Annotated in this window: 5 protein-coding genes; 1 reads left to right on the plus strand and 4 read right to left on the minus strand. The window is 37.6% G+C overall.

The window, feature by feature from the left end; translation table 11 throughout:
• Positions 1 to 631: 631 nt before the first annotated feature.
• The 3 genes from pyrR to F6K54_RS40465 all read right to left on the minus strand — a co-directional run bounded on the left by pyrR (position 632) and on the right by F6K54_RS40465 (position 3,251).
• Entirely contained in the window at positions 632 to 1,162 is a 531-nt protein-coding gene (gene pyrR, locus F6K54_RS40455) for a bifunctional pyr operon transcriptional regulator/uracil phosphoribosyltransferase PyrR (protein WP_124143057.1), read from the minus strand.
• A 534-nt stretch (positions 1,163 to 1,696) separates the two neighbouring features.
• On the minus strand, positions 1,697 to 2,710 hold the full coding sequence (cbiB, locus tag F6K54_RS40460) for an adenosylcobinamide-phosphate synthase CbiB (RefSeq protein ID WP_293090056.1): 1,014 nt from the start codon (positions 2,708 to 2,710) through the stop codon (positions 1,697 to 1,699).
• A gap of 97 nt (positions 2,711 to 2,807) precedes the next feature.
• Entirely contained in the window at positions 2,808 to 3,251 is a 444-nt protein-coding gene (locus F6K54_RS40465) for an RrF2 family transcriptional regulator (protein WP_202224756.1), read from the minus strand.
• Positions 3,252 to 3,563: 312 nt separating this feature from the next.
• Between F6K54_RS40465 and F6K54_RS40470 the strand changes: the two genes are divergently transcribed.
• Entirely contained in the window at positions 3,564 to 3,989 is a 426-nt protein-coding gene (locus tag F6K54_RS40470; protein WP_293090059.1) for an AbrB family transcriptional regulator, read from the plus strand.
• A gap of 686 nt (positions 3,990 to 4,675) precedes the next feature.
• On the opposite strand, the gene F6K54_RS40475 is transcribed toward F6K54_RS40470, so the two are convergent.
• Positions 4,676 to 4,858, minus strand: a 183-nt coding sequence (locus F6K54_RS40475) for a hypothetical protein (RefSeq protein ID WP_293090061.1), incomplete at its 5' end; no start/stop codon positions are given.

Genomic DNA, 4,858 nt, shown 5'->3' on the forward strand with positions numbered 1-4,858 from the left:
ATCATGTCCGGTTGAATAATTAGACAATGGTTGTCCGAAGGCAGGAGGCAGGAGGCAGGAGGCAGAAGGTTTTCTCAAGAGTGTCACCTTAATTTTATACACGCTCCGATGCTACCGGACATGATATCAGGAGATCCCCCCTAACCCCCCTTTTCAAGGGGGGAACTGGAAGTCCCCCTTTTTAAGCTATGCTTTATAAACATCTTTCTTAACATAAAACTTGACAAAATATACAAATTATGTTTAAGACTTTAAAAGCCTTTTTCTAGAGAGAAAATGTATTTAAAAGTACATTTATTTGAACAAATTAAGTAATTTCACTTAGATATCATGACTATTTCTCCCTTCTCCCCTGCTCCCCTTCTCCCCTTCTCCCCTTCTCTCCGTGTCCCCGTGTCTCCGCGTCTCCGTGTCCTCGTGTCTGAGGAGTTCCTTATAAGGGATAGCTTTTTAAGGGGGATGCGCGGGGGATCATTGATGTACTGCACGCCTTATGAAAACTATTGTATTAAGGAGGAACAAGTTTTTTGATCACGCTATTATCCGGATATGATATAACCAGTCGCAAAATCCTAAAAGCCTTACCAATCAGTATTTTTGACTTTTGACTTTTGGATTCCGCGTAGCGGCACTATCGAAATAACTCCACGCCATCTCTCCCATCAATATCTTGCACATAAACTTTGACTTTCTCTTCTCTAGAAGTGGGTAGCTTCTTACCTGTAAAATCTGGATGTATTGGTAGTTCCCGATGACCTCTATCAACCAACACAACTAATCTAATTGCTTCTGGGCGACCATATTCAAGAACTGCATTCAAAGCAGCTCGCACTGTTCGACCTTTATATATCACATCGTCTACTAAAACCACAATCTTACCAGTAATATCACCAGGAATTTCAGTTCTAGCTGGTGTTCGCATTCCTGTTATATTCAAGTCATCTCGATAAAAAGTAATATCCAATGCTCCCACAGGTATTTTGACTTGTTCTAGCAATTCAATTTGATTTGCTAATATTTTTGCTAGCGGTACTCCTCTAGTATAAATGCCTAACAACACCAGTTGAGACAAATCTCCCGCATTTTCAATTACTTGGGAAGCAAGACGAGTAACAGTACGCCGTAACTCCTGTGCTGATAAAATTTCTACAGTATTGCTCATGTATTATATCATGTCCGGTTGAATAATTAGACTTTGGTGGAAGGAAGGCAGGAGGCAGGAGGCAGGAGGCAGGAGGTTTTCTCCTATTGTCACCTTAATTTTATACACAAACGATGCTACCGGACATGATATTACACCACTTTAACGAAGTCAGAAGTCAGAAGTCAGAAGTCAGAAGTTGTTTTTGTAATGGTGGTTTACAGCAGTTTTCATTATTAATAAGTAGACTACAAAATTCTTTTGGGGCACGGCAGGTAGGGACGTTGCATGCAACGTCCCTACGCAGCAGAAAAATGCTTTGGCCACTGTACTCTATCTATTTGAAAACCGCTATAAGCTCCCCTCCAAAAACATTTCGCCAATCAAGGCGGGGTATTAGATCCAATTATTTTGATAAATAATATCATGTCCCCTGGGGCGCGTTTGTGTAAAACCAAGGGTGAATATCTACAGAAAATTTACTTTTTTTCATACTTTTAAGCCTTCTTCCCTCTTCCCTCTTCCCTCTTCCCTCTTCCTTCTTCCTTACCTTCACTATACAATACCGATGCTACCGGACATGATATAACAAATAAAAAATAATCCTAACCAAATTAGAAAGCAATATCGAGTTAACTGCAATGCTCGATCAATAATTTCTGCTGTAATTGGATAGATGGGGTCTCCTAATAGTGGTTTATGTTTAACCACTCCCTGATAAAAGTTTGTGCCACCTACCTGCACTCCCAAGGTTGCAGCATAGGCACATTCACTCCAACCAGCATTAGGACTAGGATCTTTCACCGCATCCCTTTGACATATTCTCCAAACATATAACGGTTTACCAGAGAGCAAAGCTATAGTCAGCACATTTAAGCGACAGGGTAGCCAAGTTAAAACGTCCTCTAGTTTAGCACTAAACCATCCTATATCCTTATAGGGTGCTTCTTTGTACCCAATCATCGAATCTAATGTACTAGCAGCTTTGTAGGCAAATGCCAAAGGTACGCTACCTAAATCTGGTATTATGGCTCCTACTAAAGCATAAAATAAAGGTGCAATTACTCCATCTGTGGCATTTTCTGTTACTGTTTCAAAAATTGCTCGAAATATTTCCGGTCTTGATAAATTTTCTGTATCTCTACCTACATACATACTTAATTTTTGACGTGCTTGAATTAAATTGTCACTTCTTACCAGTTGAAGTACTTCTTTAGCTGCCATACTTAAACTTTTTCCCGCAAAACAGCTAGCTAATAAAATACTCTCTATTATTACTGTTAATAAAGGAAATTGGACAAAGTTTATTCGTAAAGCTTGAATAATTAACCAACTGATAATTCCACTACCCAAAACAAGAGCGATCGCTAGTAGTATACCTGCCACTCTAAGTATAAATACGCCAGAGTTATCTTGATGAGGTTTAGTGAGTTTAAATATTTGTTTAGTGTAATGAGTAATTATCCAGCCTAGGATTTTTACAGGATGTGGCCAACTCCAAGGATCGCCAATCAAATAATCTAGGCAAGCAGCTATGAAAAGAATAATTAAAGTATAGTTGGCATTCACAGGAATTCAATAGTTATAAATTTGTTTTAATAAGTAATCATTGTGAATCATATAATACTGATTAAGTCTTACAACTTGACAGTCAAGCTATCAACAATTAAACAACAAAACTCGTTTCTTCTCCTACTACAGCTTGCCAACTACGGACATCATAGTATAAGTCTTCTAGGGAAATATTGTAAAGTGCTTCAGAAAGTTTTTTATCTAATCTATGCCAGATAGAATAAGTAACCCAGTCTTCTGCCTGCTTATTATCAGGAACATATCTAGGTAAGGGTTTTATTGTTTCACCAACAGATTCTAGTATTTGTCCTAGAGATATTTGAGCTGGTAATTTAGCTAATTGATATCCTCCTTGAGCACCACGAACTGATTTGACTAAACCAGTACGACGCATCTCTATTAATAGCTTTTCAAGATAGGCGATAGGTATGTCTTGACGTAGTGCAATTTCTTTGACAGATATGGGAGTATTACTTTGTTGTAAACTCAAATCTAAAAGTGCCTTAACACTGTAATGTCCACGAGTAGTTAACTTCATTGTCTTGTATTTAATTTAAAGGGACTTCAGGAATTTATAGCTATAAGTATATCAATAGGCCCTTCAACTAAATAGGTGAATAGTTGATAGTTGATAGCATAATGCTTAATATTACATACTATAGATATGATTGGTGGCTATAATCAATAGCTCTTCTCAAAATATTGTGTGAAAAATTCGATCGAATATGTGAAATATTTAGATAATTAGTGTAATATAGTTTTACGAGCAAATATTTGTTTATCGTTTCTTGGAATTTAAACAAACCAAGATAAAAAATGATAACTGTAGTAAAATGTTAGGACGAAAAACATGGCTAAAAAGAAAAATATTGAACCCTTATCTGGGGAAGATTTACTGAAAAAAGTAAAAGACTTAGGTAATCAAAGTAAGGAAAAGAAGGCGAGAGAATGTGGCTACTACACTGTTACTAAAAATGGTGTTGAACGAGTTAACATGATGAAGTTTTTGAATGCTTTGATTGATGCTGAGGGTATCCAATTAGATAGTAAACAGAATGGTAATGGCCGTGGAGGACGCTCTGCTAGCTATCGAATTAGTGTACAATCCAACGGTAATTTACTAATTGGTGCGGCTTACACTAAAATAATGGAATTAAAGCCAGGAGATGAGTTTGAAATTTCTTTGGGACGTAAACACATTCACCTGCGTCAAGTAGAAGCAGGTGAAGTTGTGGAAGAAGATGAGGAAGAAGAAGTATCAGCAGTAGCATCTTAAAATTAAGGCTACATACCTACTTAAAATATTCTCTGTTTCAGTGATTATCTTCACTTCAAGCATCAGAACTATAGCTATTGATGCTTGTTGCACCAATAGCTGTACCATCACTTTTTTGTCAATACTGGTCGTCAATATGTCAATACTAATTTAAAAAGATTGCGTTATAGCAGAAGGAAGAAGGAAAAAGGAAAAATATTGCGTTGTCTGAGTTTTAAGCTTTCGATCTGTCGGCACCTTTTCCTTCGACGGCTATCTATAAATAGGGTTTGCGTATGGAAAGTCTTTTTGCTCTTTGTAGGCAGCTTTGCTGTAGGCAGTAGGAGCGGACGTAGAAGAAATGGGAATTACAGAGTCAGTGGCCTAAACAATAGTCAGAGCGATTTTTCGGCTGCGTGCAGGGCGTGAAAATCCTCACTTTTTTAACCACAGCAACTGAAAAGCTCATACTTTTAATAGACATAATTTGCCTAAAACCAATATCTGTCAATGCGCGCGATATTTAATCAGCAAGCCCTAAATAGACATCTCCTCCATACATAGGGAGTAGGGAGTAGAGGTAAATAATTGATAATTTCTTTGGAATAATTGATTTTATTTTTTATTATTGGAGATGTCTAATATATTGGTTTAATAATAATTGCGTTCACTATGAGGAGGCAAATATTTTTTGGTGCAATCTTTTTTTATCTTCTTTTTTGACCACGATGTCTGCAGGGAGTTAAGATAAAATCCGGTAGCATCGGTGTAATGACATGGGGAGTGTGGGGACCCACCCCTAATATCATGTCCGGTAGCATCGGAGCGTGTATAAAATAAAGGTGACACTCTTGAGAAAACCTTCTGCCTCCTGCCTCCTGCCTCCTGCC

The organism is Okeania sp. SIO3B5, from assembly GCF_010692555.1.
Lineage (GTDB): Bacteria > Cyanobacteriota > Cyanobacteriia > Cyanobacteriales > Microcoleaceae > Okeania.